At 68.8% G+C, this 23,241-nt stretch carries 21 protein-coding genes; 6 read left to right on the plus strand and 15 right to left on the minus strand.

Annotated features, from left to right (window positions below; all coding sequences use genetic code 11):
• The first annotated feature begins 68 nt into the window (after positions 1-68).
• On the plus strand, positions 69-1,073 hold the full coding sequence (locus OG718_RS08610) for a LacI family DNA-binding transcriptional regulator (protein WP_143641614.1): 1,005 nt from the start codon (positions 69-71) through the stop codon (positions 1,071-1,073).
• A gap of 114 nt (positions 1,074-1,187) precedes the next feature.
• Here OG718_RS08610 and OG718_RS08615 read toward each other — a convergent pair whose 3' ends face one another.
• Positions 1,188-1,748 carry a TetR/AcrR family transcriptional regulator gene (locus tag OG718_RS08615; protein ID WP_328843802.1) on the minus strand — a complete coding sequence of 187 codons (561 nt, stop codon included), beginning with the start codon at positions 1,746-1,748 and terminating at the stop codon, positions 1,188-1,190.
• Positions 1,749-1,843: 95 nt separating this feature from the next.
• Between OG718_RS08615 and OG718_RS08620 the strand changes: the two genes are divergently transcribed.
• Positions 1,844-2,587: an SDR family oxidoreductase gene (locus OG718_RS08620; protein ID WP_328843803.1), complete on the plus strand. Its 744-nt coding sequence runs from the start codon at positions 1,844-1,846 to the stop codon at positions 2,585-2,587.
• A gap of 22 nt (positions 2,588-2,609) precedes the next feature.
• Here OG718_RS08620 and OG718_RS08625 read toward each other — a convergent pair whose 3' ends face one another.
• Genes OG718_RS08625 through OG718_RS08635 form a run of 3 tightly spaced genes read right to left on the minus strand, consistent with a single transcriptional unit; the run spans position 2,610 to position 5,674 of the window.
• Positions 2,610-4,073 carry an MFS transporter gene (locus OG718_RS08625; RefSeq protein WP_328843804.1) on the minus strand — a complete coding sequence of 488 codons (1,464 nt, stop codon included), beginning with the start codon at positions 4,071-4,073 and terminating at the stop codon, positions 2,610-2,612.
• Between the two features lie 21 nt (positions 4,074-4,094).
• Positions 4,095-5,066, minus strand: coding sequence for an NAD(P)-dependent alcohol dehydrogenase (locus OG718_RS08630; protein ID WP_328843805.1), 972 nt, complete (start codon positions 5,064-5,066; stop codon positions 4,095-4,097).
• Between the two features lie 32 nt (positions 5,067-5,098).
• Complete coding sequence (locus OG718_RS08635; RefSeq protein ID WP_143641611.1) at positions 5,099-5,674, minus strand: DUF3558 family protein; 576 nt, start codon at positions 5,672-5,674, stop codon at positions 5,099-5,101.
• Positions 5,675-5,832: 158 nt separating this feature from the next.
• Between OG718_RS08635 and OG718_RS08640 the strand changes: the two genes are divergently transcribed.
• On the plus strand, positions 5,833-7,080 hold the full coding sequence (locus OG718_RS08640) for a MalY/PatB family protein (RefSeq protein WP_328843806.1): 1,248 nt from the start codon (positions 5,833-5,835) through the stop codon (positions 7,078-7,080).
• Positions 7,081-7,102: 22 nt separating this feature from the next.
• On the opposite strand, the gene OG718_RS08645 is transcribed toward OG718_RS08640, so the two are convergent.
• Positions 7,103-8,503: a cytochrome P450 gene (locus tag OG718_RS08645; RefSeq protein WP_143641609.1), complete on the minus strand. Its 1,401-nt coding sequence runs from the start codon at positions 8,501-8,503 to the stop codon at positions 7,103-7,105.
• A gap of 151 nt (positions 8,504-8,654) precedes the next feature.
• Positions 8,655-9,761, minus strand: coding sequence for an NAD(P)/FAD-dependent oxidoreductase (locus tag OG718_RS08650; protein ID WP_143641608.1), 1,107 nt, complete (start codon positions 9,759-9,761; stop codon positions 8,655-8,657).
• A gap of 324 nt (positions 9,762-10,085) precedes the next feature.
• Between OG718_RS08650 and OG718_RS08655 the strand changes: the two genes are divergently transcribed.
• A complete protein-coding gene (locus OG718_RS08655) occupies positions 10,086-10,901 on the plus strand; it encodes an SAM-dependent methyltransferase (RefSeq protein ID WP_143641607.1) in 816 nt (271 codons plus the stop codon).
• A 105-nt stretch (positions 10,902-11,006) separates the two neighbouring features.
• Here the strand turns inward: OG718_RS08655 and OG718_RS08660 are convergent, their stop codons facing one another.
• The 3 genes from OG718_RS08660 to OG718_RS08670 all read right to left on the minus strand — a co-directional run bounded on the left by OG718_RS08660 (position 11,007) and on the right by OG718_RS08670 (position 15,051).
• Positions 11,007-11,912 carry a helix-turn-helix domain-containing protein gene (locus OG718_RS08660; protein WP_143641606.1) on the minus strand — a complete coding sequence of 302 codons (906 nt, stop codon included), beginning with the start codon at positions 11,910-11,912 and terminating at the stop codon, positions 11,007-11,009.
• A 171-nt stretch (positions 11,913-12,083) separates the two neighbouring features.
• Positions 12,084-12,794, minus strand: coding sequence for a hypothetical protein (locus OG718_RS08665; RefSeq protein WP_143641605.1), 711 nt, complete (start codon positions 12,792-12,794; stop codon positions 12,084-12,086).
• Positions 12,795-12,825: 31 nt separating this feature from the next.
• On the minus strand, positions 12,826-15,051 hold the full coding sequence (locus tag OG718_RS08670; protein ID WP_328843807.1) for a glycoside hydrolase domain-containing protein: 2,226 nt from the start codon (positions 15,049-15,051) through the stop codon (positions 12,826-12,828).
• 428 nt (positions 15,052-15,479) lie between these two features.
• On the opposite strand from OG718_RS08670, the gene OG718_RS08675 reads away from it, so the two are divergent.
• Positions 15,480-16,874 (plus strand): M1 family metallopeptidase, encoded by a 1,395-nt coding sequence (locus OG718_RS08675; RefSeq protein ID WP_328843808.1) that lies wholly within the window; start codon positions 15,480-15,482, stop codon positions 16,872-16,874.
• Positions 16,875-16,912: 38 nt separating this feature from the next.
• Here the strand turns inward: OG718_RS08675 and OG718_RS08680 are convergent, their stop codons facing one another.
• Entirely contained in the window at positions 16,913-18,658 is a 1,746-nt protein-coding gene (locus tag OG718_RS08680; RefSeq protein ID WP_328843809.1) for a serine/threonine-protein kinase, read from the minus strand.
• Between the two features lie 413 nt (positions 18,659-19,071).
• Positions 19,072-19,653, minus strand: a complete 582-nt coding sequence (locus OG718_RS08685) for a snapalysin family zinc-dependent metalloprotease (RefSeq protein WP_143641601.1) — start codon at positions 19,651-19,653, stop codon at positions 19,072-19,074.
• 247 nt (positions 19,654-19,900) lie between these two features.
• On the opposite strand from OG718_RS08685, the gene mgrA reads away from it, so the two are divergent.
• Complete coding sequence (gene mgrA, locus OG718_RS08690; protein ID WP_328843810.1) at positions 19,901-20,944, plus strand: L-glyceraldehyde 3-phosphate reductase; 1,044 nt, start codon at positions 19,901-19,903, stop codon at positions 20,942-20,944.
• Positions 20,945-21,093: 149 nt separating this feature from the next.
• Here the strand turns inward: mgrA and ykgO are convergent, their stop codons facing one another.
• The 4 genes from ykgO to OG718_RS08710 all read right to left on the minus strand — a co-directional run bounded on the left by ykgO (position 21,094) and on the right by OG718_RS08710 (position 23,219).
• The gene (ykgO, locus tag OG718_RS08695; RefSeq protein WP_055617363.1) at positions 21,094-21,216 is read right to left on the minus strand and encodes a type B 50S ribosomal protein L36; all 123 of its coding nucleotides are present in this window, start codon (positions 21,214-21,216) and stop codon (positions 21,094-21,096) included.
• Positions 21,217-21,255: 39 nt separating this feature from the next.
• Entirely contained in the window at positions 21,256-21,516 is a 261-nt protein-coding gene (locus OG718_RS08700) for a type B 50S ribosomal protein L31 (RefSeq protein ID WP_143641599.1), read from the minus strand.
• Positions 21,517-21,662: 146 nt separating this feature from the next.
• A complete protein-coding gene (locus OG718_RS08705; RefSeq protein WP_143641598.1) occupies positions 21,663-22,067 on the minus strand; it encodes a VOC family protein in 405 nt (134 codons plus the stop codon).
• A gap of 393 nt (positions 22,068-22,460) precedes the next feature.
• On the minus strand, positions 22,461-23,219 hold the full coding sequence (locus tag OG718_RS08710) for an SDR family NAD(P)-dependent oxidoreductase (protein ID WP_143641597.1): 759 nt from the start codon (positions 23,217-23,219) through the stop codon (positions 22,461-22,463).
• Positions 23,220-23,241 lie beyond the last annotated feature (22 nt).

The raw sequence follows: 23,241 nt of genomic DNA on the forward strand, positions 1-23,241 counted from the left end.
CGGGACCACGGCGGCACTCGGCGGGCCGTGTGCCCACACTGCGGACTCGTCCCGGTAGGCTTCCGGGCATGGCCAGGCCCAACAAGCGCACCACCCTCCGGGAGGTGGCCGAGGCCACGGGCCTCTCCACCGCCGCCGTCTCCTACGCCCTGCGCGGCAAACACGTCTCCAAGGAGACGGAGGAACGGGTGCGCCAGGCTGCGGCCGAACTCGGTTACGAGGCCGACCCCATCGCCCGCGCACTGGTCAGCGGCCGCACCAGCATGGTCGGCGTCCTCGCGGGCGACCTCCAGGACCTCTGGCAGCAGCAGCTGATGGCGGCCATCGGCCGGGAGCTGCTGGCCGGCGACCGCTACGCGCTGATCCTCGACGCGGGTGGTGACCCCGACCGTGAACTGGCCCTCGCCAAGCAGCTTCGCGACCAGCGGGTCGACGCGCTGCTGGTGTCCCCCGTGAACCCCTCCGCGAAGGGCTGGGCCGCGATCGCCGACTCACTCCCGGTGGTCGCCGTCGGCGACTCGCTGAGCCGGGCCCGTACGGCCGGACAGGTCATCTTCGACAACCGGGCCGGTATCGACGCCGTACTTGAGTATCTGCACGGCCTCGGCCACCGCCGGGTGACCGTTCTGACCCCGACCCGCCCGAGCACACCGGACCGGCCCGCCGACGTCTATGTCCGCGAGGCGGCCAACCGCCTCGGCCTCCAAGCCGAACTGGTCCCCTGCCCGCAGGAGTTGGGCGAGGCGACAGCCGTGGCGCGCGGCGTCCTGGACGGGGCCCGCCCCGCGACCGCCGTGTTCTGTTTCTCGGACTCACTGGCGTACGGGGTGTACGCGGCCGCGGCGGACGCCTCGCTGGAGGTGGGCCGGGATGTCTCCGTGGTCGGCTTCGACAACCATCCGGTGTCGCGGGTGCTCACCCCACCGCTGACCACTGTGGACTGGGGGCTGACCCAGATCGCGGCGGAGGCTGCACGGCTGACGGTCGCGGCGATCGAGGGCAAGCGCGTGCGGAAGAAGCGGGTGCTGTGCGCACCGCAGATGAGCGAACGCGGGTCTGCCGTGCGGGTGTGAGACCTGAGCCCCCCGCGGTCCAGTGGCTCACCGGCCCTCGTTCCGTTGCTCCGCCCTCCCCGGTCCGTGTCCTGTTTCTCCGCCCTCCCCGGTCCGTGCTCTGCTCTTCCGTCCTCACTGATCCGCGTCCTGCAGGCGAAGGCCTTCGAGGATGACGTTCATCAGAGGTCGTGCCGCTGATTCCCATTCGTCGCGGTCCAGCCGGCCGAGGTAGGCGATGAGCAGGATGACCCCGGGTGCGTCCACGTCCGTGCGGATGGAACCGGTCGCTTTCCCGGCGTCCAGCAGGCGGCCGAGGGCGCCCTCGATGGGGTTCTGGCTGTGGGCGACAAGGTCCTGCCACGCCGCAGGCTCCAGGGCCGCCAGAACGCCGTGCTTGATCTCGGCGTAGTCGATCACTCGGTCGAGCCAGCGACGCAGGGCTTCCACGGGCTCATGGTCCGCCAGCAGAGCGGTGGAGGCAGTCACGAGTTCTTCGACGTCGCGCCGGTAGACCTCGGCCAGGAGCGCTTCACGGTTGGGGAAGTTCCGGTAGAGCGTTCCCTGTCCCACGCCGGCGCGCTTGGCGATCTCGTTGAGGTGGACGTGGTGGGACTCGGCGAGGGCCGCGCGGGCGGCCTCCACGATGCGGGTCCGGTTCCGCTCCGCGTCCGGACGGCGTGCCGGCGTACTCATGGGCCGCTCCTGATATTCAGCCTCCGACAAGTGGACACGTGTCCGGTAGGCTGAACCACGCACCGGACACGTGTCCACTTTACTAGGAGGCAGTAGTGCTCTCTCTTCACGAAAAGATCGTCGCCATCACCGGAGCGAGTGGCGGCATCGGCGAAGCCACGGCCCGGCTGCTCGCCCAACGCGGCGCCGCGGTCGTCCTGTCGGCGCGCCGCAGCGAGCGCATCGACGCCATAGCCCAGGACATCCGCGATCAGGGCGGCCGCGCCGCCACGTGCGTCGTCGACGTCACCGAGGCCGAGGACCTGCGGCGCCTGGTCTCCACAACCATCGACCAGTACGGCCGTATCGACGTACTGGTGAACAACGCCGGCATCGCCCCGATCAGCCCGCTCGCCGACCTCGACACCGAAGGCTGGTCGGCGATGATCGATGTCAACCTTCGGGGCACGCTCAACGGCATCGCCGCCGCGCTGCCCGCCTTCCGCGAGCAGGGGTCCGGCCACCTGGTGAGCATCGTCTCCGTGGCCGGCCTGTCCGGCGTGTCTCCCTCGATGGCTGTCTACTCCGCGACCAAGAACGCGGTGCGCACCGTCCACGAAGGGCTGCGCACGGAGTCCACCGACGGGGTGGTGCGCACGACAGCCATCTCGCCGGGATACATCCGTACCGATCTCGCCGACTCCATGGTGGACCCGCACATCCGCGAGCAGACGCGCAAGAACATGGACGCGATGGGCATCCCTCCGGAGGCGGTCGCCCGCGCGGTGGCGTTCGCCGTCGAGCAGCCCGCCGACGTCGAGATCGGCGAGATCAACGTTCGCCCCACCGTCCAGGCATGACACTCTCCGTCACTGGACTCCGTCAGCAGCGGCGGGTCTGGTACGGCACCGGAGCGGGTCGTGGTTCGGCCGGTGTCGGGCATCTGCGCAGGGCGACGAGCAAGGTCAGCGCGATCCCGCCCGCCACGACGAAGAGCGTGGTGCGGATCCCGTCGGCGGTGGCGACTCGAAGCTGTTCGCCGGAGAGACCGTCGAGGTCGTGGGTCGCCACCAGGACGAGGACGGCGAGGCCGACGGCCGCGCCCGCACCCGAGCCGGTGGAAGCGATACCGGAGGCGATGCCCTGCTGTCGGTCTGGGATGCCGGTGGCCGCGGCGATGAACATGCCGGTGAAGACCACCCCGTCACCGATGCCGAGGGCCACGAGACCGGGGACGAGTTCGAGGTAGGTGCCGTCCGGCGAGATCGCCAGACCCAGTGCGACCGCGCCGAGTGCGCCGACGGCGAGGGCCGCCGACAGCGTGAGCCTGAGCCCGAACCGCGTCACCAACTGGCCCGCGGTGGTCGAACCGGCCACGACCACGGCCGTGGGGATGAGGAAGCCGGCGCCGGTCTGCAGAGCGTCGTAACCCAGGATCTCCTGGAAGTAGAGGGACAGGAAGTAGAGCACGGAGCCGAAGGTCGCCATGAACATGAAGGCGATGACTACGCCGGTGACCAGATGAGGATGGGAGAACAGCCCGGGTGGCATGAGCGGATCGTCGCTGCGCCGCTCGACGAGAACGAAAGCGCCGATCAGCAACAGGCCCACCGCTGAGCCGATGAGGATGCCCGGGGAGAGCCAGCCCAGCCCGGGGCCTTGTACGAGGGCGAACACGATGAGGGTGATGCCGAGGGTGACGCTGAGCGCACCGGGCAGGTCGAAGGCGCGGCCTTGTTCGCGTGGACCGTCCCGGGGGATCAGGACGAAGGCGAGCAGCAGCGCGGGGCCGGCCAGGGCGACGTTGACGAAGAAGACCGCTTCCCAGCCGAACACCCGGGTGAGAAGGCCGCCGAGCAGCACACCGATGACCAGTCCCGCCGCGCCCGACCCTCCCCAGATGCCCAGTGCGCGGTTGCGGGCGGGGCCTTCGGCGAAGGTGGTGTTGATGAGCGCCAGGGTGGTGGGGAAGACGAGGGCTCCGCCGAGGCCTTGGACCGCGCGGGCGGCGAGGAGGGTGCCGGGGCCGGTCGCGAATCCCCCGACGAGCGCCGCCCCGGCGTAGAGAGCGAGGCCGGTGGCCAGGATCCGGCGTCGTCCGAGCAGGTCGGCTGCGCGCCCGCCGAACAGGAGGAAGCCGGCCGAGGCCACGGCGTAGGCGCTGATGACCGACTGGAGTGTCTGTGCGGAGTAGCCGAGGTCGCGTGCGATGTCGGGGAGTGCCACGACCACGATGTACTGGTCGAGGGAAACGATCAGCATGGCGAAGGAAAGCAGCGCCAGGGTCGCTGTCTCACGGTTCCAGCCGAGGCCGCCGGGCGCGGATGGTGTCTCATCGGATCGCACAGCAGCACTCCTGACGGTCGGTCAAGTCGGCGGTACGACAATGATGACGACATTGCCGATCTTCTGCCCCGTCTCGACATACCGATAGGCGTCGACGATCTGCTCCAGGGAATAGCGTCGGTCGATGACGGGGCTGAATTCTCCCGACTCCATCAGGTCCCGGAAATACCGCGCCATCTCTTGGTTCTGCTTCGGAAAGGGGAACTTGACTTTCCTGCCGCGGAACAGAGGGGTGACGAGTGGCAGGAGAAGATTCTGACACCAGGGGCCCAGGTCCGACGACAGGTATACCCCGCCGGGTTTCAACAGCAGCCTGCAGCGGCCGAACGTGCTCTTGCCGACGGCATCGAACACCGCGTCATATCGTTGCTCGTCCCTGGTGAAGTCCTGGGCGGTGTGGTCGACGACCCGGTCCGCTCCCAGGCCCTTCACCAGCTCCATGTGCGCCCCGTCACACACCGCGGTCACAGTGGCCCCCCGATGTTTCAGGAGTTGCACGGCCGCCGAGCCGATGGCGCCGGTCGCGCCGTGGACGAGGACGTCCTGCCCGGGCCGGATGCCCGCCTTGTTGACGAACGCCAGCGCGTAGTGGGAGCCCTCGGTACCGGGAGCGGCCTCCTCGAAGGTCACCCCGCTCGGCATGGCCGCGATGGCACCGTCGTGCGGAACCGACAGGTATTCGGCATGGGTTCCGAACGCGCCCTCGTTGTAGCCGAACACCCGGTCGCCGGCCTTGAAGGACGTGACACCGCTGCCGACCGCTTCCACCACTCCCGCGTACTCGGTCCCGAGCACCGTACGCCGGGGCCGGACAAGGCCGGTGAGCAGGCGTACGAAGAAGGGACTGGCCGCCCGGTAGGCACAGTCCGTCCGGTTGACCGTCGTCGCGTGCACCCTCACCAGAACGTCGTGGTCCCCGATCGACGGCTTGTCCACCTCTGCGACCCGGATCACGCCGGGCGGACCGTACCGGTTGTGCACGGCTGCTTTCATGGCCGAACCCTAGCGGCACGGTCTCAACGTGCTCAGGCGGTCCCGTCGTACTGCCGGAGCTTGGAGATGACCAGCTTGCCGAACGAGGTGGCGATCCCGCAGAGGTCCTTGGGAGCATCCGATTCGTGTCGCACCACGAGGATGCTGAAGGAGTTGTAGGAGTCGTCGGAACTGATCCCGATGTTCTGGTAGCAGGATTTCTTGTCGGCGGTCTGCATCGTGGAATAGCCGGCCACCTCGACCACTTCCGCTCCTGGCTCGTTCGCCTTGCTCTTCCGCGCCTCTTCGCGGGGATACGGAATCCAGCCCAACTGGATGCCCGTTGAAACCAGCCAGTAGCACGACAGGGCAGGCCCCTCGGACAGGTCGATCTCGCGAGGAGGCTGTGTGATTCCGTAGGCTGCGAGTTCCTGATCGTCGAGCAGGGCGCACGAGGACATCGCGTACCTCGACAGTGCCTGCGCGAGATCGGACGGACTCGGAGACGGCCTGGGCGACGACGACTTCGAGGACGAGGGAGTGGACGAGGAACAGCCGACCAGCGCGAACAGCATCGCGAGCACGATCGCCACGGGGCTGACACGGTGTCCTTCGAGGTTCGGGGACATGCGCCGGAGGCTATGTGTACGGCGTTGGGAGGGGTCCCGAAGTGCCGAGCCGGCCGCATCATCCTTCTGTCCGCCCAGAGACTGCCGGCCGATCGAAGCCGCCGGCACGCGGCGGCCATCATCTACAGGCCCGCATCGCCCGGACGTTGGAGGATCGCGTGACCGAAACCACCAAGAAGGCAGTGTCCGAGGACGCAGAAACCAGGCGGACCGATCCTCTCGTGCAGGTGTCCCTGCAGCAGTTGCGAAGGCGTACCAGTATGAAGTGGCGCGCCCATCCCGAGGACGTACTGCCCCTGTGGGTGGCGGAGATGGACGTTCCGCTGGCTCCCTGCGTCACCGACGCGCTGCACAGGGCCATCGGCCTCGGCGACACCGGATACCCGTACGGAACCGCCTACGCCGAGGCCCTGGCCGCCTTCGCCGCCGACCGCTGGCGGTGGGACGGCCTTCGCGTCGCGAACACGGCCATCGTGCCCGACGTCATGATGGGCATCGTCGAGGTCCTCCGTCTCATCACCGACCCCGGCGAAGCCGTCGTCGTGTGCTCGCCCGTCTACCCGCCGTTCTACGCCTTCGTCGGCCATGACGCCCGCGAGGTGGTCGAGGCCCCCCTGGGCCCCGACCTGCGTATCGACCTCGGTGCCCTGGAGGACGCCTTCGTACGGGCGCGGCGGCACGGCCGATGTCCGGCGTTTCTGCTGTGCAACCCGCACAACCCGACCGGTGTCATGCACACCCGCCAGGAACTCGAAGCCGTCGCGGCACTCGCCCGCCGGCACGGTGTCCGCGTGGTCTCCGACGAGATCCACGCCCCGCTCGTACTGCCGGGCGCCACGTTCACGCCCTTCCTCAGTGTGCCGGGGTCCGAGAACGGCTTCGCCCTGATGTCCGCTTCCAAGGCATGGAACCTCGCCGGGCTCAAAGCCGCCCTGGCCGTCGCGGGCGAGGAGGCTGCCGCCGACCTTCGCCGGATGCCGGAGGAAGTCGGTCACGGCCCCAGCCACCTGGGGATCCTCGCCCACACGGCAGCACTTCGGGAAGGCGGGGACTGGCTCGACGAGCTGCTGGGCGGACTCGACGCGAACCGAACCCTGTTGGGGCAGCTCGTCGAGGAACACCTCCCCGGCATCCGGTATCTGCCGCCCCAGGGCACCTACTTGGCCTGGCTGGACTGCACACGGCTGGGACTGCACGACGAACACCGGGCCAACGGCCCGGGCGTCGTGGCCGACCTCGCCGGACCGGCGCGGATGTTCCTCGACGAAGCCCGCGTCGCCCTCAGTTCCGGTCACGTCTTCGGCACCGGCGGCGCGGGATGCGTACGCCTCAACTTCGCCGCGTCACCCGCCACCCTGCGCCACGCGCTGGACAGAATGGGGCGGGCGGTGCGGGAGCTGAGGTGAGGCCGTCACGCGTGTTCCGGCGTCAGCGGCCGGCGCGGATCAGACTCGTCAGATAGCGCCACAGTGATGAGCGCTGTCGGGCGGACGGATCCGGCAGCGTCGTCTCGGCGGGTTCCGCTGCCGGGTCGTGCGCCGGCGGCTGCTCGGGCACCGAGGCGAGTTCGTACCGGACGGGCAGCGAGCGCAGGCCCCTCATGAAGGGCGAGGAGCGCCAAGGGAGTTGGTCGACGGGGAGTGCGAGGTCGAGACGGGAGAACCGCTCGAACAGGCGGCTCACGCCGACCGCCGCGACCGTGGAGGCGAGTTCGCGCGCCGGGCACTGGCGGCGGCCCGCGCCCCAGGACAGGTGCGCCCGGGTGCTGACGGTGGTGCTCTTCGCCGCGCTGTCGGCGAAGAGCGGGTCGGCGTGCGCCGCCGCGGACGAGACCCAGACCGGATCGCCCGCACGGATCGTGTAGTTCCCGAGCGGGGTGTCCTTGGTGGCGAAGCGCGGCACGAAGTTCACCAGCGGCGGCTTCCGCATGACCACCCGGTTCATGGTCTCCCTGACCATGCCGGCGGACAGGCTGGCACGCGCGCCGCCGTCTCCCGAGAGGACCTCGACCACCGTGTTGGAGATGAGGATGCCGACGTGGTCGGACGTCATGCCCAGCAGCATGAACAGCTCACGGGCCAGTTCGTCGAGCGAGAGGTCCGGGTGTGCGGCGAGCAGGTGCGAGGGAAAGTCGTCCCCCGGTGTCTTCAGCTTCATCGCCGCCAGTTCGGCCAGCGTCGCCAACAGGCGTTCCAGGGCGGGCTCCGCGTCCGGACCGGCGTCGAGCACCCGCCACATGTCCATCAGTGCGTCGTCGCCCTGTGAACCGGGGAAGCCGAGCAGGTGACTTGCCACCATCAGCGGGAGGGGCCGGGAGAACTGGGCGGACAGGTCCGCGAGACCCGTTCCGCCGGCCTGTCCCACCAGGGTGATCAGTTCGTCGGCGTAGGCGGTGACAGCCGTCTTGAGCTTCTTCGCCTGGGGATGGCGCGGATCCTGGAAGGGCCGGAGAGCCGTGTCCCACGCCGCACGCAACTGCGGGTATCCGGGACCGCCCTGGATCAGAACGTGGTTGACCTCCAGGGACGGCCCGAGCGGCCAGTCGGCCGGCACGCGTCCCTCCGAACGGGCCCGCCAGTTCTCCAGGCCCTTCGGCCATCCGTCGTCGTCCTGGAGCACATCGAGTGCCTCCCGGTAGCCGAGGACCAACCAGGCGGGTACGCCCAGGAGATCGACCGGCGCGACCGGGCCGTGGCGTTGCCTCAGCCGCTCGTACACCAGTGAGGGGCGTGTCTCGTAGTCCCGGGTGAGCAGCGGTTCGGGAGTCATCGCCTCCAACGGTGTGTCGTCCAGGTCCACGGACCCGCCGTCGCCCAACTGGGATTCCATCGCCTTGCCGCCCCTTCCGCACTCCCCGTACCGGCTCGCCTTCAGTCGGTAGTTGGAAACGTGGGGACCTTACCCCAGGGCGCATACGTGGGCGAACGACGGGTGGGCACCGCCGTGTCGTCGTTCGTGTGGTGGAACCGCGCGCCGCGTATCAGGCCGCGGTGTACCCGAGTTGGCGCCTCATGTAGGGGGTCATGAGGGTCTTGGACTTGGCCAACGTGGTGGTGCGGCCGCCGAGTACCGCGGTTTCGCCGCCCAGTACGGGCAGCATGGTCACTCCGTCGGCCTCGCCGAACGGCACGATGAGCGGGGTGCGGTGGATCGGCCGGTACGAGCGGGACTGTGTGCGGTGCTTGCCCGAACTGCCCAGATAGGCACGGATGTTGTGGGCGGCGAGGTCCGCCTGGGCGAGCGCGGCGGGGGTGATCTTGAGCTCGCTCGCGTCGTTCACGTCGCCGACCGCGAAGACATCCAGTCGGCCCTCGGCGCGGAGCATCCGGTCGACCTTCACATGTCCGCTCGCGTTCAGCCAGTCACCGTGTCCGGCCAGGCGCAGCCAGAGCGTGTTGGGGGTGGTGCCGGTCGCCCAGAAGGAGCGGTCGGCCTCGATCACGTTCCCGCGGGCGTCGCGGTACGTACCGAAGTCGTTGCCCGGGGACATGAACGAGTCGAGCCGCACCTCTACGTCGTGGGACTCCAGCCAGGCGTGGGCCCTGCGCCCGGCCCGCCCGCTGCCCGTGGCGTGGAGCAGTGTCGGCCCGGAGTGGGCGAGTGTGACCCGGGCGTCCGGCCGGGCCAGGCGGATCTCGGCGCTCAGCTCGACACCGGAGGGCCCGCCGCCGACGACCAGGACATGATCCGCGGTGGCGATGTTCTGCTGGTGTCCGGCGAAGGACTTGGCCGCCTCCTCGGCGGTGGTGCCGGTGAAACGGGCCGGTTCGGGATAGTCGGCGCCGGTGGCGATCACGACCACGTCGTACGGGAGGCGCTCACCGGTGGCCAGCACCACCTCTCGCTCGGCGGTGTCGACACGGACCGCCTTGCCCACGGCCACCCTGCCGTTGCCGAGCAGCCGGTCGTACGGGATGAACGGGGCCATCGTCCATTCCGGACGCACACCGGCGCGCAGGGAGGCGATGCGGTGGAAGAAGACCTCTTTGCGATCGACCAGCGTGACCCGCGCGGTCCCGTCCAGCCGTTTCGCCAGCCGGACGCCCGCATAGCCGCCGCCGATCACCACTACGTCGCCGTCACGCACGCCGAATCTCCTGTGCCTCTGGGGGGCGAGGGCCGCGGCGGGTGGGGCGCCGACATCGACCACTCGACTGTCGGCGAGCGTAACGCTTGAAACCTAAAGGGCCCATGAACTTCTGTGCGCGTTCTGTGAAGTGACGGCACGGATGTCGACTTTTGGCCCGCCCGGAGAACACAAACAAGTCATTGGCCGACGAAGCACGGACAGGTTGGGCCTGCGGATTTACATGATCCAAACCCGGGGAATAACGTGGCCCTCCACGACTGGTGCTCGACAGTTTCGCGGTTCTCACACTACGTACACACATACGTACACACAGGAGTGTCCATGACTGATGCACGAGAGAACTCCGACCAGGAGGCACTCTCCAAGATCGACACCACCGTGCCTCAATCGGCCCGGATCTGGAACTACTGGTTGGGCGGGAAGGACAACTACGAGGTCGACCGAATAGCCGGTGACGCGTTCCGTGACATCTTCCCGGGGATCGAGACCGGAGCCCGCGCCGCCCGTTACTTCCTCGCCCGCGCCGTCCGTCATCTGGCCGCGGAGGAGGGAATCCGGCAGTTCCTGGACATCGGCACCGGGCTGCCGAACGTGGACAACACCCATGAGATAGCCCAGCGGGTGGCTCCGGAATGCCGGATCGTCTACGTCGACAACGACCCCTTGGTGCTCGCGCACGCCCGCGCGCTGCTCGTCAGCAGCTCGGTGGGTGTCACCAACTACGTCGACGCCGATCTGCGCGAGCCGAGCACGATCCTGCGGGAAGCGGCCAAGACGCTGGACTTCGACCAGCCCGTCGCCCTCATGCTGATGGGCATCCTCGGCCACATCGAGGACCACGACGAAGCACGTTCCATCGTGCGGCAGTTGGTGGACAGTCTGCCTGCCGGCAGCTTCCTCGTGCAGTACGACAGCACCGACACCAGCGACGCCTATGTCGATGCCATCCGGCAGTACAACGAGGGCGGCTCGATCCCGTACATCCTTCGCAGCCCCGAGCAGATCGAGCGCTACTTCGACGGTCTGGAACTGCTCGAACCCGGCGTGGCGTCGTGCTCGCGCTGGCGGCCCGACACCGAGGCCCTGGGTCTCCCGGCGGAAGTGCATCAGTACGGAGGCGTCGCCCTCAAGCGTTGAAGTCCTCCGCCCCAAGGCCCACTTGGCGTACGCCGACGCGACGACCGCCGGGCGCGACGACATGTCACGCACTCCATCGACCACCGCAAGTCCTGATCCGACGGGTCAGGTCTCTTGAAGGATGCGATGGAGGGTCGTGCACGTCGCGTCCGGCGAATCGGCCTGGACGACCAGGCGGTTCATGACGCCCCAGTAGTACTCGATCTCGCTCGGCTTGTCGGGATAGACGGCGCTGGCGAGCTGTTCCAGGTACACCATGTCGGGCAACAGCCCGCCGGGCAGCCGCACGATGGTGACCGGACCGCCGGCCGCGGCGTGACCACCGGCGCGGAACGGCACGATCTGCACGGTGACCTGCGGGAGTCGGCAGATCTCGATGAGGTGCTGGAGCTGCGCGCGCATCGTGCCGGTGCCGCCCACCGGGCGGCGGAGTGCCGCCTCGTCGATCACGGCCCAGAGCTGAACCGCTCCCTGCCGGTGCAGGATCTGCCTGCGCTTCATGCGCAGAGTGACCCGCCGGTCCATCTCCTCCGCGGCGGCCTCCGGGCAGGTGAGCCGGATGGCGGCGCGAGCGTAGTCGGGAATCTGCAGCAGGTCGGGAACGACCTGGGGCTGGAAGCAGCGGATGAGGCTCGCCGCCTGTTCGGCCCCGAGGTAGGCCTGCGTCCAGGCGGGCACCACGTCGTTGTACGGCTGCCACCAGCCGGGGGTGTTGGCCTGCTTGGCCAAAGCCAGCAAGGTGGAGCGCTCGGCCTCGTCCGTGACTCCGTAGAGCGTGAGCAGATCGGACACGTCACGCATCTTGAACCCGTGCCGGCCCCACTCCATTCTGCTGATCTTGGACTGGGAGGCGCGGATGGCCTCGCCCGCCTCCTCACGGGAGAAGAGCGACTCCTCCCGCAGCCGGCGCAGCCGTGCCCCCAGCACCAGACGTGGCACTGTCGGCCCCGCGGTCCGGGCGTCCAGGGCCTCTCGGACATCCGGTGTGCCTACGGGCTCTGTGGCACCCATGGAAATTCTCCCCGGCGTCGAACTCAACTCCGCGCGCATACAAGCGCGTTGGCCTGTCATCCTAGATGACTCGAGTCCACGGGCTCACCCGTCGGCGCCGCCACGCGCGTGCGGCGGACGGCCGTGGACCACACGGATCCACGGCCACACGCCGGTGCCAGGCGTTCGGTGTCAGGCGGTCTTCTTCTGTCGCCGTTCCAGCGCGGTGGCGGCCGCGCGCCGCTTGGCGTCGGCCACGTCCACCCGGGTGCCCGGGCCGGCTCCGGGCTCGTCGGCCCAGTTCCGCAGCCTGGCCACGAGGTCCGTCAGCCGCTTGTCACCGGGCGGTACGTCGATGGAGAACAGCGCCTCGTACGGGCGGTCGTCGTCCCCGCCCCACCGCACGACTCCGTCGCACTCGGCGAGGATGTCTCGGATCACCATGAGCTGGGGCGAGTAGAACCCTCCCTCGGCTCCGGGCGGGTAGGAGCCGGGCCGGATCGCGACGGCGGTACCGGACGCCTGGTTGCCCTCCGCCCGCGTCAGCTTCACCCGGGCCGGTGCTCGCCAGCCGCCCAGGTCTCCCTTGCGGAGTTCGTCGATCTCGTAGTGGAAGCGCCGGACGACGTGCACGAGGACCGTCTCCACGTCTCCGATACGTACGTCCACGTCAAGGCCGGTGCCCGGTACGGGGCGGGTCCACACCGTGGAGACGTCGTTGGCCTTCTCCTCCAGCTCCCAGCCGTTGGGCGACGTCGGCCGCTTCGGGGCGTCGCCGGGCCCGGGTCTCCCGGCGGCCGCCGCCCCGGCGGGCAGGGCCAGCACGGAGCCGCCGCCCATCAGGGTTGCGGTGCCGAGGACCGCGGTGTGCCTGACGACATCACGTCGCGTCATGCCTGTCATGCCAGTTGTCACGCTGTTCGTCCCCTTCACGTCAGCCATTGCGGGAAAGCCGGTAGTACTTCTCCAACACCCGGTACAGACCGATGAGTTCACGGCCGTACTGCAGGGCGGGAAGGTTCGGTTCCCCGTCATTCGTCACGGGGGGACCGTTGTAGCGGCTGAGGATCCTCTCGGAGTCGCCCTCACTCGTGTTCAGCCCCGGTCTGGGCAGGCTGATCTGGTGGGCGTTGAAGATCGTCAGGTAGGCCGCCGACTTGATGTTGTAGATCGGGTCCTCGTTCAGCTGGGTCCAGACCGATTCCAGGTCCCGCTCCCGGTCCAGGACCGAGCCGTTGATGATGCCCTGCTGGACGCAGTAGTTCCTGGCATCGATCGCCACCCGCCCGAAGATCTGGCTGTAGCCGGTGCTGCAGTCGTCCTTCACGCCGGCTTTCACCGCCGTGTCGGCGGCGAAGTCCCCCGGGTTGAGTTTGCGCAGTTCCCAGAGCACCGGAGTCTGGATCAGGGCCTTGCGCACCCTGAGCTGCCGGGCGAGCGAGGTGAACAGCCAGTCGGCGGAGAGGACCAGCTCGAACGCCCTGGTGTTGGAGATGCCTCCCAGGGTCGCCCAGTCCGTGTCGGTCCAGCCGTCGCCGCCGGTCTCGGGAACCCCGATGGACTCCAGGTACGAGCGCACCTCTTGGAGCATGGCGGCGCGGTACGTCGCGTTGAAGTCGACGTCCAGTCCCGCGGTGTCCGCGCCGGGGTCGAAACTGCTCTGCCCGAGGTCTCGTCCGGAGGCGATGTTCTTGTCGATCTCGATGGCTCCCGCGCCGGTTCCCACGGTGACGGTGGCGATCTGGTCGAAGGCCCAGTCCCCCGGCATGGGGAAGCCCAGGTTCCCGGAGAACCCGCTGGACATGTCGGAGACGAAGCTCGCGTCGGTGTACCCGGCCTCGCGCACCCTGCGGCACACGTTGCGCGGCCCGTAGATGCCCACCCGGTAGCGGGAGTTCTCCTGCACCGCCCGGAAGATGCCCCTGAAGTGCGGGAGGATGTTGGAGGTCACCTCGTGGTCGAACGCGTCGTAGTCGACGGCGAAGTAGATGCGGGTGCCGTCCTTGAACCCGTGGTACTTGGCCCAGTCGATGGCGTCGAGGCCGTCACGGGTGCCCTGGTTGTAGTTGAAGTAGCCGGCCCCGTCACTGAAGGTCTGGTAGATCGGGAAGCAGTTCAGGCCGTTGGCCGCGATGGTCTGCAGCTCCCCGGGTTTGATCATCTTGTCCCGGCCGTTCGGGACGTTGCACAGGTAGCGGCCGATGTACACGTACCCGGCGGACCGCAGGGACTGGGCACGGGCCTGGGTGATGGTGGTGATGCAGTCGCAGGCGGCACCGGAGCGGGACTGGTCGCCGTAGGAGATCAGCAGCGATGCCCAGGTGGGGTAGTCGCCGTCGCCGTTCGGGGAGATCCTGACGAAGTCCTGGAACTCGAAGACCGCCGAGGACAGGTCGGACGTGAAGGTGCCGCCGAACGCGATATGGGGTCGCTGGTTGAGGATCATGGCGGCCGTGAACAGGTTCACCCAGACGCCTGTGCTGCCGACCCTGAGGGTGTGCTGTCTGAGACCCGCCTGGGTCGCCGGGCCGAAGGAGCCGTTGGCGACACCGTCGGCCATGCCCAGTTCGTACTGGATGGCGAACAGCATTGACTTGGCCACATCGCGGGAGTGGTGGCCGTCGCAGGGGATGACGAAGAAGTCCTGCCGGTGGATGTACCGCCCGTTGAGCCAGCGCTGGATCGAACGGATGTCCTCGTCGCCGGGCCTGTCCCCGTACCTGACGAGGACGTACGGGTCCATGTTCAGCAGGCCCTTGAAGACCTTCGGGGTCAGGTCGGAGCCGGGGTAGACGCCGTCGACCCCCATGTCCTGCTTGAGCTTGGTGATGCCTGCCTGGACGTTCGCGTTGTAGACACCGTCGATGTCACCGCCGTCATAGCCCTTGCAGTACATCGCGGACTGGATGATGCGGCAGAAGTTGGCGGACGGCACGGTGGCACTGTTGAGCCGGGGGAACTTCTGCGTCAGGGTGCGCAGGGTGGTGGGGCCGAAGCTGTCCGCCACGGGGCTGATGCCCAACTCCCACTGGAGAGCCCTGGTGAGGGCGTACATGGTGCTCCAGCCCGTGCGGCCGTTCTCCTCGACGGTCATGCCGATCTTGTCGCCGTAGGCCTGGTTGACGAATCTCTGGGCGCGCAGGACCAACTCGTCTGCCATGTGGGGGCATTCCTTCGTTGATGGGGTCGAGACAAAGGGGTGAGGCGTGCGGGCGCTGTCATCTCCCGTTCGGGGCAGGTCGAGGCCCCGGTCGGCGCCACCAGCTTGGGGGCGGTGTACCGAACGCACCACTCGTTTCGGCGGTGCCCGAAACTCTCGGGTCACGGCCCCGCGGTGGGCAGACGGCCGCTCAACAGCGCCTCGCCGAACGGTGTCGGCGTGTGCAGTACCTGGCTGCCGACGCGGTGGCTGCGGGCCGATGCGTACGGCGACTCCCCTGGCCGACTGCCCGGATGTCCAATGCCTGCGCTGAACGACGGCTGCCGGACACGGACCCCTGTGACTGGCGGCCGACGGCGGGGATCTGTCAGTTGTGTTGTAGCGGCGGCGGGCACGAATGTCGGACCGGTGTGGCATCATCCGCTGCCATGTCGTCGCTGCCTGTCAAACCCTCAAGAACCGTGCGCCGTCTGTTCGTTGGCCTGGTCGCGTTGCTCGCGGCGACGAGCGCGACCGTGGCCGATGCCGCCACGTCGCCCAAGGCCGAAGCGAGCAGGCCCGAGGCCGCGACGCCCGATCGCCATCGTTACGACGTGACCCTGCGCGGCGACACCGACGGCTCCCACTGGACGGGCCGCCAGCGGGTGACGTTCCGCAACGCCTCCGAACGTCCGCTGCACGAGGTGTACGTACGCCTGTGGGGCAACGGAGACGACAAGTGCGGCACACCCGGCAAGCCGTCGCCCGTCAAGCTGTCCAGGGTGCGCGGCGGCACCGTCGGCCAACTCACCGTGAACTGCACGGCGTTGCGCATCACCCTGCCGAAGCCGCTCGCGCGCGGTGAGCGGACGGCCATCGCATTCGACGTGTCCATCACCGTGCCCGAGCGCAACGCCCGCTTCGGCCGTGAGGGCGCGTTCCGCTTCCTGGGCAACGCCCTGCCGGTGCTCGCCGTCCACGACGCGAAGGGCTGGCACCTCGATCCGTACGTGTCGACGGGCGAGAGCTTCTACGCCCTGGCGAGCGACTTCAGGGCACGCATCGACCACCCTTCGGCCCTCAAGGTCCCGGCTACCGGCCGTACTTGGACCAGCCCCGGCAAGCCCGGGCGCACGGTCACACACAGCGTCGCGCACCGGGTCCGGGACTTCGCGTGGGCGGCGGGCCCGTTCCGCACGGCGACCGAGACCTCTCCCGGGGGCGTGCGCGTGAAGTCGTACTGGGCGCCGGACACACCCGCCGCCGGTGTACGCCTCAACCGCAAGGACGGCGTCGCCGCCGTCGACCGGTTCGGCAAGGAGTTCGGCCGCTATCCGTACGGCGAGCTCGACCTCGTGATGACCAAGGAGTTCGGCGGCGGCATGGAGTACCCGGGCCTGGTCCTCCTCGGCACCACCGAAGAGGGCAGCGCCGTCGTCCACGAGGTCGCACACCAGTGGTGGTACGGCATCGTGGGCAACGACGAATACGGCGCACCCTGGCTGGACGAGAGCTTCGCCCAGTACGCCAACGCCCGCTTCTACGGCTGGGACACCAGCGACTGCTGGTCCGACGACTGGCCGAGCGAGAGCACCGCGCTCACCAACTCGATGGCCTACTGGGCCGAGCACCGCAACGAGTACCACCTGATCTGCACGGCCGGCCCCTGCGCCCTGGCCCGCTTGGAAGACGCCCTCGGAGCCGACACCATGGCGCGCCTCCTCAAGCGGTACGCCCGCGACCACTGGTACGGCCTCTCCACCACCGCCGACTTCAAGAAGGCCGCACAGTCCGTGACCGACAAGGATCTGGGCCCCTTCTGGACCAAGCACCGCATTCGCTGAGGTCGCGCGGCGCGTACGACGGGGAGGCGGTCCCGGGGTCAGCTGTCGGCGGCCATCACTCTGGTCACCTTGCCGTGGATGTCGGCCTCCAGATAGCCGCTCTTGTTGTAGTCGTTACTGAGGTACACAGCCATACCGGCGGGGGTGTCGAACACGTCGTTCGGCTGCCTGATCACCAGGTAACGGCTCGTGGGGCTGTCGACCTTCAGCTTCTTCCGGGCCTCTGCGATCAGCGCCGGGACCGCGTCCCAATCGAATGCGTCAAGGCTCAACGGCTGCCTTCCGCCCCCCAGCGAGCCCTTGATGATTCCCTTCTCCAAACCCCGGTCGACACGGTAGCTGTACGTGTCGTACTGGGTCCGGCTCCCCTTGACCATCACGTAGGCATTGATGTAGCCGGGGTACACCGTGAAATCGCCGAACCGATCGCTGCCCGTCTCCTTCTTGAACGCCTTGATCGCGGTGCGGATGCCGTCGGGCGTCAACAGATCGGTGGTGCTTCCCTTTTCCGTCTGCCTGGGCGTGGGCGTCGAGGCATCGGCGGACGATTCGGGCGTCGGCCTACCGGTCGGCGTACTGCCGGTCGACGGTGTCGCTCTCGCCCCGCTGCCGGCACCCCCGGAGGGCGAGGATCCGGACTTTTCCCCGTCCGGCACCAGGGTCCACACCAGGACGCCGACGAGCGCTGTCGCGGCGGCGGACAGGACGACCTTGGACCAGCGGCGTTGCCGAGAGGGGCGGGTGGGCGTCGGCGTACCGGCGGGTGCCGCCGGGTACGACGTGGGAGCGGCCGGGAGCCGGGGAACGGCGTCCTGCGGTGTCGGGTACCCGGTCGGTGGACCGAACTCGCCCGATCCGGAAGGAAACGGCGGGGTGGTCGGGGCGGCCGACGGAGGGATCAGCCGGTAGGAAGTGGTGCCCTCGGCCACGGCGGCGGCCGCTCCGTCCTCGACCACCGAAGCCAGCATCCGGTCGAGGGCCTCGGCATCGGGCCGCGCTGCCGGATCCCGCACCAGCACACGCATCAGTACGTCCGCCAGGGGACCGGCCTTTACCGGCGGCGGGACCTCCTCGTAGAGGACGGCCGCGAGTGTGGCCAGCGTCGTGCCCCGGCGCAGGGGGTGCCGGCCCTCGACAGCGGCGTACAACATCATCGCCAGCGACCAGAGGTCCGATGCCGCTCCGCCGTCGCCGCCCGACACTCGCTCCGGTGCCATGTAGTCGGCCGTGCCGATGATCGACCCGGTGGCGGTGAGAGCCGTTGATTCGCGGATCGCCGCGATACCGAAGTCCGTGAGCACGGGGCGGCCGTCGGGGCGCAGCAGCACATTGGCGGGCTTGACGTCCCGGTGCTGGATGCCCGCATCGTGCGCGGCGCGCAGTGCGGCCAGCACCTCGCGGCCGAGCCGGGCCGTCTCGGCCGGGTCCATCGGTCCACGGCTCAGGCGGTCGGCCAGCGATCCGCCGCCGACCAGTTCCATGACGATCCATGGATAGGTGCCCTCGCCGCCGTCGACGATGTGATGGATCGTCACGACGTTCGGGTGATCGATCCTGGCCAGCGCCCTGGCCTCGCGCAGGACCCGCTCCCGCAGCATCCGCGCGGCGTCGGGGTCGTACTCGGCCAGCCCCGCGTCCGGCGGCCGTACCTCCTTGACTGCCACGTTCCGGTGGAGCGCAAGGTCCGTGGCCCGCCAGACCGTTCCCATCCCGCCGCCGCCGAGTCGCGACTCCAGCCGGAACCGACCGTCGATGACGCGTCTGTCGCTGTCCCCCTCGCTCATGCGCGGGAGCTTAGAGGACACGTCCGACAGTGCCTTCCCCGGGCGGGGCAGTAGCCGGCACCGACCGGTGCTGATCCCGTGAGCGGGGCCCGCCAGGCGCTTACTTCCCGACGACGGGGTATACAGGGCGTGCAGGCATCCGCGTTACCGGCCTCGCCGTAGGAGGAGTTGTGCCCGGGATGATCGAGAAGATCAAACGGTTCGCCAGGAGTCCTCAGGGGCGGCGCACCATCGAACAGGTACGCCGTGCCTCCGCCGATCCACGGCGGCGGGCTCAGGCCCGGGGTTTCTTGAGCAAGTTGCGTCGGCGGGGCTGACGTCAGGGAGATCACTCGGACAGTCGCCGTGTGCGGGTGCGGGCGGACACCGCGATGTCCCGGTGTCCGCCCAACACCCGCGCACGGCACCGTGCGTCAGTCCACGATCAGGACACCGCTCCGCGCCGCGTCGCCCGTCCTGGCGAGCGCGCTGCTGAAGTTGTCCTCGACCTCCGCCTTCTCCACCGTGTCCGGGTAGGGGTTCGTGCACGCGGTTCCCGCGGTGGAACCGGACATCAGGCTCGAGCACGGGCCGGGCTTGCGGTCCGGCAGGCCGAGGATGTGGCCCAGTTCGTGGGCCGAGATGCGGATCGTGTTGTAGCCCTGGTCAACGGCCTGGCGCCCGATGTAGACGGTTCCGTTGCCCAGTGTGGTGGGCAGGGCGCGGGGCCAGCCGTTGTCTGCCAGGACCCGGATGTTGGCGCGTTGCCCGGTCGCGACCGGGCGCAGTTCGACGGCGTCGACACTCTCGTTCCAGATCGCCGCACCGCGGTCGACGGCCGACCTGAACTCCGCGGAACCGCTCGCGTCGTAGGTGAAGACACGGGCGGCGACGGCGCTGTCCGCGACCTCGGAAGGAGCGGTCGTGGAAGGGGCGGCCACGGCCTGGCCGCCCATCAGCGAAAAGGTCACCGTCAGGACGGCAGCGAGTCCGATAGTCGGCTTTCGTACGTGCATGGTCGACCTCCTTGTGGGGGAAAGGCAGTCGTGCTCATGACATTCCATGGCTCCCTGCCCAGCGGGGCCGGACGCCAATCCGTCAATCCGGCCCCTGGGTGACGCCCCTTCCGATTCAGAAGCGGCACCGCTGAATCCCATGGCGGGGAGCTGTTGGACTTCAGGATCAGGCGGGGGCAGTGTGGGCCGGCGGATCCCCGCGATCCCGATGGGTCCGTCCCGTACCGCACCACCCGGAGATCACTCGATGAGCCATGTCACGAATCCTGACCGCTACGACGGCACCATGCGCTACCGGCGCACCGGGCGTTCGGGGCTCGACCTGCCCGTCCTGTCCCTGGGCTACTGGCACAACTTCGGGGACGACCGGTCCTTCGAGAGCCAGCGCGACATCGCTCTGCGCGCCTTCGACCTCGGTATCACCCATCACGACCTCGCGAACAACTACGGTCCGCCGTACGGCGCCGCGGAGACCAACTTCGGGCGGCTGATGAAGCAGGACCTCGCGCCGTACCGGGACGAGCTGGTGATCTCCACCAAGGCCGGCTGGGACATGTGGCCCGGCCCGTACGGCCAGGGCGGCGGCTCCCGCAAGTACATGCTCGCCTCACTCGACCAGTCGCTGCGCCGCACGGGGCTGGAGTACGTGGACATCTTCTACTCCCACCGGCTCGACGCCGACACTCCCCTCGAGGAGACGATGGGGGCGCTCGACACCGCCGTCCGCCAGGGCAAGGCCCTGTACGTCGGCATCTCCTCCTACGACGCAGAGCGCAGCCGTGAGGCGGCCGCCATCCTCCGGGACCTGGGCACCCCACTGCTAATTCACCAGCCGTCGTACAGCATGCTCAACCGCTGGGTCGAGACCGATGGTCTGCTCGACACCGCGGAGCAGGAAGGTTTCGGGGTCATCGGCTTCACGGCCCTCGCCCAGGGACTGCTGACCGGGCGCTACCTCGAAGGGGTCCCGCAGGACTCGCGAGCGGCACAGGGCACGTCGTTCGACACCACGTGGCTGTCGGACGACATGCTGCGCAGACTGCGCGCCCTCAACCACATCGCGGCCCGTCGCGGTCAGACCCTGGCTCAGATGGCCCTCGCCTGGGCCCTGCGGGACGAACGTGTCACCTCGCTCGTGATCGGCGCGTCGCGCCCCGAGCAGGTGGAGCAGAACGTCGCCGCGCTGGAGAACCCCGACTTCAGCAGCGAGGAACTGGCCGAGATCGACAAGTACGCCACCGACGGCGGCGTCGACCTGTGGCGGGACGCCCGCCTGGGCAACCTGGGATGACCGGTACTCCCGCACCCGGTTCACGTGCGTCGACCGCTTGCCGGACGGCTTCGGCAGGCGCCGTCCGCGGGTGAGGAGCACAGCAGGCAGGGCCCGACTTCGTCTCCGGAAGCCGGGCCCTGCCTTTCACACGCTGTACGCGCTGCGCGTCAGCCCTGGCGGGCCTTGAAGCGCGGGTTCTTCTTGTTGATCACGAACACCGTGCCCCGTCGGCGCACCACCTGCGCCCCGGGCATCGACTTCAGTGAGCGCAACGACTTGCGTACCTTCATGGCTCTGCTCTCCCCATCTTTTCGGATGCCGACCGCACGTCATCGGGCCAGTGACGCCGTACGTCCGTAGCGCCGCTCGAACCGCTCCACGCGGCCCGCACTGTCCATGACCCGCGAGGTCCCCGTGTAGAACGGGTGGCTGGCCGACGAGACCTCGACATCGATCAGCGGGTAGGTGTTGCCGTCCTCCCATTCGATCGTCCTCGACGAGTCCGCGGTCGAACGGGTGAGGAACGCGACGTCCGCGGCACGGTCTCGGTAGACGACCGGGCGGGAAACGGGGTGAATGCCGACCCTCATGGGCTTTCCTTCCTCACAGCCGTCCACCGGGAGGCGACGGCATCCTCCGCCTCCTCTACTTGACGGAGGCATGTCATTCTGACTGGTGCAACAGGGGACCCCGCAGCCGTATTCCCGGCAGAGACGGGAGACCCCGAGCCCTCGACCTAGTCGTCGAGTTCCGTGAAGAGCGTCAGCTGAAGATCGCCCGGTGCGTCGAGCCGGGAGTTCAGTGAGTTCCAGGGAGTACGGGTCGGTTCGGCGATCACCTGGGCTCCGGCGGCGGCCAGCTTCGACGTGGTGGCGACCGAGTCGTCGACCTGGAAGGCGACCCGAACGTGGCCGGCCACGCGCCGGCCGACCTCGACGTCGTCGATGAAGGCGGCGTGGTTGGGATCGGTCAGCTCCAGGGTGGCGCGGCCGGCATCGAGGATGGTGACCCGTCCGTCGGCGGAAGCGAACGCACCGCGTTCCGTCAGGCCGAGGACATCGCGGTAGAAGTGCAGCGCCGCGTCGTAGTCGGCTGCCGTGACCACCAGGCGGAGTTCGCGGACAGCGGGTTCATCGGACATGTCGACTCCTCGAGGATCTCGGCTGCTGACTCGTCAACCCGGTGATCGGCCGGACGATTCCCCGTCCGTACGGGCCCGGCGCGGGAGTGGCCGATGCCCGGGCGAGCGGTGCCCTGCCGGATGTCTCACCCGGCAGGGCACCGCCCGCTGTCACGTTGCCCGCGCTGCGCGTCCGCGATGCGGTACCGGCTCTGCCTGCCGTCCAGGTAGGTACGGACCGCGCCCGCCGCGCTGCCGCCGACGGCGCCCGCTCTCGGATGTCCCCCACGAGCGCTGGTGTCCGCGTCTCCTGGCCCGGTATCACCTCCCCGGGCTCGGCGGTTGCGGTGCCCCCGCTGTCGCCGCGTCGGCAGGAACCGCCGAGACGACAAGTGCGGGCGCCGGTGGACTCCGCTAGAGGTTGTAGCCGCCGGACACCTCGATGTTCTGCGCGGTGATCCAACGGCTCTCCTCCGAGAGCAAGGAGGCGATCACCGGGCCGATGTCGTCGGATTCGCCGACCCTGCCCAGTGCCGTCTTCGCCGCGAGTGCCGGGATCACCTCGGGGAACCGCTCGAAGGCGTCGTCGGAGATCCGGGTGCGGGTGGAACCCGGTGCGACCGCGTTGACGCGGATGCCCCGCACGCTGAACTCCTTGGCCATGTAGCGGGTCAGCACGATCAGGCCGCCCTTCATCGACGCGTAGGCCGAGTAGCCGGGCTCAAGTCCCGACGTCATCGCCGAGTTGCTCGTCGTGTTGACGACGGCCCCGCCGTCGGACATCAACGGCAGCAGCGTCTGGGTCAGGAAGTACGGGCCCTTGAGCAGGACCCGCATGAACCGGTCGAAGAGTTCCTCGGTGGTGTCCTCGAACATCGCCATCTGCCCGAAGCCGGCGTTGTTGACGAGGTGGTCGAAGGTGTCGCGCTGCCAGGTGTCACGCAGCACGTCGATCACGGAAGTGCGGAAGGCGGGGAAGCTGCCGCTCTCACCGACGTCCAGCGGCAGCGCGACAGCCGTACCGCCTTCCTTCTCGATCGCCGCCACGGTGTCCAGGCCCCCTTGCCTGTTACCGCTGAAGGTCAGAATCACTCCGACCCCCCGCTTGGCGATCTGTATTGCCGCGCTCCGACCGATACCGGAACTGGCACCGGTGACAATGGCGACCTTCATGACGTGCCTCCTGCACATGAGT

The sequence above is a fragment of the Streptomyces sp. NBC_00258 genome, assembly GCF_036182465.1.
Lineage (GTDB): Bacteria > Actinomycetota > Actinomycetes > Streptomycetales > Streptomycetaceae > Streptomyces.

What these genes read in the sequence shown, in the direction of transcription:
- OG718_RS08710 (WP_143641597.1), bottom strand. Translation starts at nt 23,219, where the DNA reads ATGAAGGTCGCCATTGTCACCGGTGCCAGTTCCGGTATCGGTCGGAGC.
- OG718_RS08645 (WP_143641609.1), bottom strand. Translation starts at nt 8,503, where the DNA reads ATGGAATCCCAGTTGGGCGACGGCGGGTCCGTGGACCTGGACGACACA.
- OG718_RS08660 (WP_143641606.1), bottom strand. Translation starts at nt 11,912, where the DNA reads ATGGGTGCCACAGAGCCCGTAGGCACACCGGATGTCCGAGAGGCCCTG.
- OG718_RS08610 (WP_143641614.1), top strand. Translation starts at nt 69, where the DNA reads ATGGCCAGGCCCAACAAGCGCACCACCCTCCGGGAGGTGGCCGAGGCC.
- OG718_RS08635 (WP_143641611.1), bottom strand. Translation starts at nt 5,674, where the DNA reads ATGTCCCCGAACCTCGAAGGACACCGTGTCAGCCCCGTGGCGATCGTG.
- OG718_RS08685 (WP_143641601.1), bottom strand. Translation starts at nt 19,653, where the DNA reads ATGCACGTACGAAAGCCGACTATCGGACTCGCTGCCGTCCTGACGGTG.
- OG718_RS08680 (WP_328843809.1), bottom strand. Translation starts at nt 18,658, where the DNA reads ATGAGCGAGGGGGACAGCGACAGACGCGTCATCGACGGTCGGTTCCGG.
- OG718_RS08655 (WP_143641607.1), top strand. Translation starts at nt 10,086, where the DNA reads ATGACTGATGCACGAGAGAACTCCGACCAGGAGGCACTCTCCAAGATC.
- OG718_RS08630 (WP_328843805.1), bottom strand. Translation starts at nt 5,066, where the DNA reads ATGAAAGCAGCCGTGCACAACCGGTACGGTCCGCCCGGCGTGATCCGG.
- OG718_RS08670 (WP_328843807.1), bottom strand. Translation starts at nt 15,051, where the DNA reads ATGGCAGACGAGTTGGTCCTGCGCGCCCAGAGATTCGTCAACCAGGCC.
- ykgO (WP_055617363.1), bottom strand. Translation starts at nt 21,216, where the DNA reads ATGAAGGTACGCAAGTCGTTGCGCTCACTGAAGTCGATGCCCGGGGCG.
- OG718_RS08675 (WP_328843808.1), top strand. Translation starts at nt 15,480, where the DNA reads ATGTCGTCGCTGCCTGTCAAACCCTCAAGAACCGTGCGCCGTCTGTTC.
- OG718_RS08705 (WP_143641598.1), bottom strand. Translation starts at nt 22,067, where the DNA reads ATGTCCGATGAACCCGCTGTCCGCGAACTCCGCCTGGTGGTCACGGCA.
- mgrA (WP_328843810.1), top strand. Translation starts at nt 19,901, where the DNA reads ATGAGCCATGTCACGAATCCTGACCGCTACGACGGCACCATGCGCTAC.
- OG718_RS08665 (WP_143641605.1), bottom strand. Translation starts at nt 12,794, where the DNA reads ATGACAGGCATGACGCGACGTGATGTCGTCAGGCACACCGCGGTCCTC.
- OG718_RS08700 (WP_143641599.1), bottom strand. Translation starts at nt 21,516, where the DNA reads ATGAGGGTCGGCATTCACCCCGTTTCCCGCCCGGTCGTCTACCGAGAC.
- OG718_RS08615 (WP_328843802.1), bottom strand. Translation starts at nt 1,748, where the DNA reads ATGAGTACGCCGGCACGCCGTCCGGACGCGGAGCGGAACCGGACCCGC.